The sequence below is a fragment of the Actinotalea ferrariae genome (genome assembly GCF_019733465.1).
Classification (GTDB): Bacteria; Actinomycetota; Actinomycetes; order Actinomycetales; family Cellulomonadaceae; genus Actinotalea; species Actinotalea ferrariae_A.
The window spans coordinates 1-1341 of sequence record NZ_JACVQL010000424.1; the positions used below are offsets into that span (position 1 = coordinate 1).

General features: G+C 79.3%; 1 protein-coding gene. It reads right to left on the bottom strand.

Features of this window, described 5'->3' with window-relative positions; all coding sequences use genetic code 11:
- Positions 1–1341 (bottom strand): glycosyltransferase (locus ICW40_RS20560; protein WP_221655823.1); only part of this gene is annotated, 1341 nt, incomplete at both ends.

Genomic DNA, 1341 nt, shown 5'->3' on the forward strand with positions numbered 1-1341 from the left:
CGGCAGGGCCGCGTGCGCGACGACCGCACCCAGCCGCGCCTGCGCGAGCCCGAGCAGGAGGGCCGGCGCGGCCGTCCAGACCAGCACGGCCCAGGCGCGCAGCACGACGGACCGCGTCGCGGCCCCCGCGGCGAACCACGCGCCGAGCGCCGCGAGCACGAGCGAGCCGAGGACGAGCAGGGCCGCGGCGAGTCCCGCCGTGCCCACGACGGCCGCGAACGGGAGGAGCACGAGGAGGAAGGGGTCGCTCGGGCCGGCGTGGCCGAGGCTGCCCGCGACCCAGCCCGACGTCGCCGCGTTCCACAGCTCGGCGCGGTCGGCGTCGCCGAACCCGAGCGTCCCGCCGGTCAGGCGCGCCCCGGCCAGGACGCGCGTGACGAGCGGGCCCACGACGACGGCCGAGATCGCGACCGCGCCGACGAGGACGACGGCGAGCGTGCCGCGGCGGCGCGCCCGCAGGGTCGCGAGCTCGGTGATCTCGAGCTCGCTCGGCGTCGACCTCAGGCGCCGGCGCTCCGCGGCGGCGAGCCGCCGGTCGCGCTCCTGGCGCACGACGTCGCGCCACGTCACCTGCAGCGGGCGCAGCGATCCCCGCCTCAGGCGCCGCGTCGCGCCCGCGCGGCGCCGGGCACGCACGACACGCCCCGCCCGCAGCAGCACGGCCCAGGGCGCCGCCAGCTCGGCGACCACGAGGTGCGGCTCCTTGGTGAGGAACCTGCCGAGCCCGCGCACGACACCGCTGACCAGCGCGAGCAGGACGACGACGGGCACGAGCCCGACGGGCACGCCGGTGAGCTGCTGGTGCAGGTAGGCCTCGCGCCGCGCCTGTGCGGAGCGGCGTGCGTCCCACCCGGGCCGGTTGAGGACGGCGCCGCCCACCGGCTGGGCGAGCGAGGCCTGCGCGTGGCGCACCACGGCACGCGGCACGACGACGACCCGGTGCCCGGCGAGGCGGGCGCGCCGGGACAGGTCGAGCCCGTCCCCGTAGGGGCCGAGCGCGGGGTCGGTGCCGCCGAGCTCGTCCCAGACGTCGCGCCGGACGAGCGCCCCGGCGATGCCGACGGCCAGCACGTCCTCGCGGCCGTCGTGCTGACCCTGGTCGACCTCCGGCTCGTCGATCCCGGTCATCCGGCGCCCGAAGCGCGACGTCGAGAACCCGACCTCCAGGACGCGGACGGGCGCCCACCAGCTGTGCTGCTTGCACCCGGCGACCGCGACGGAGGGGGCGACCTCCACCGCGCGCACGAGCTCCGCGAGCGCCGTGGGCGCGGGCGCGCTGTCGTCGTGCAGCAGCCACAGCCAGGCGCGCGCCGGGTCGCCCGCGACGTCCCCGCCGTCGCC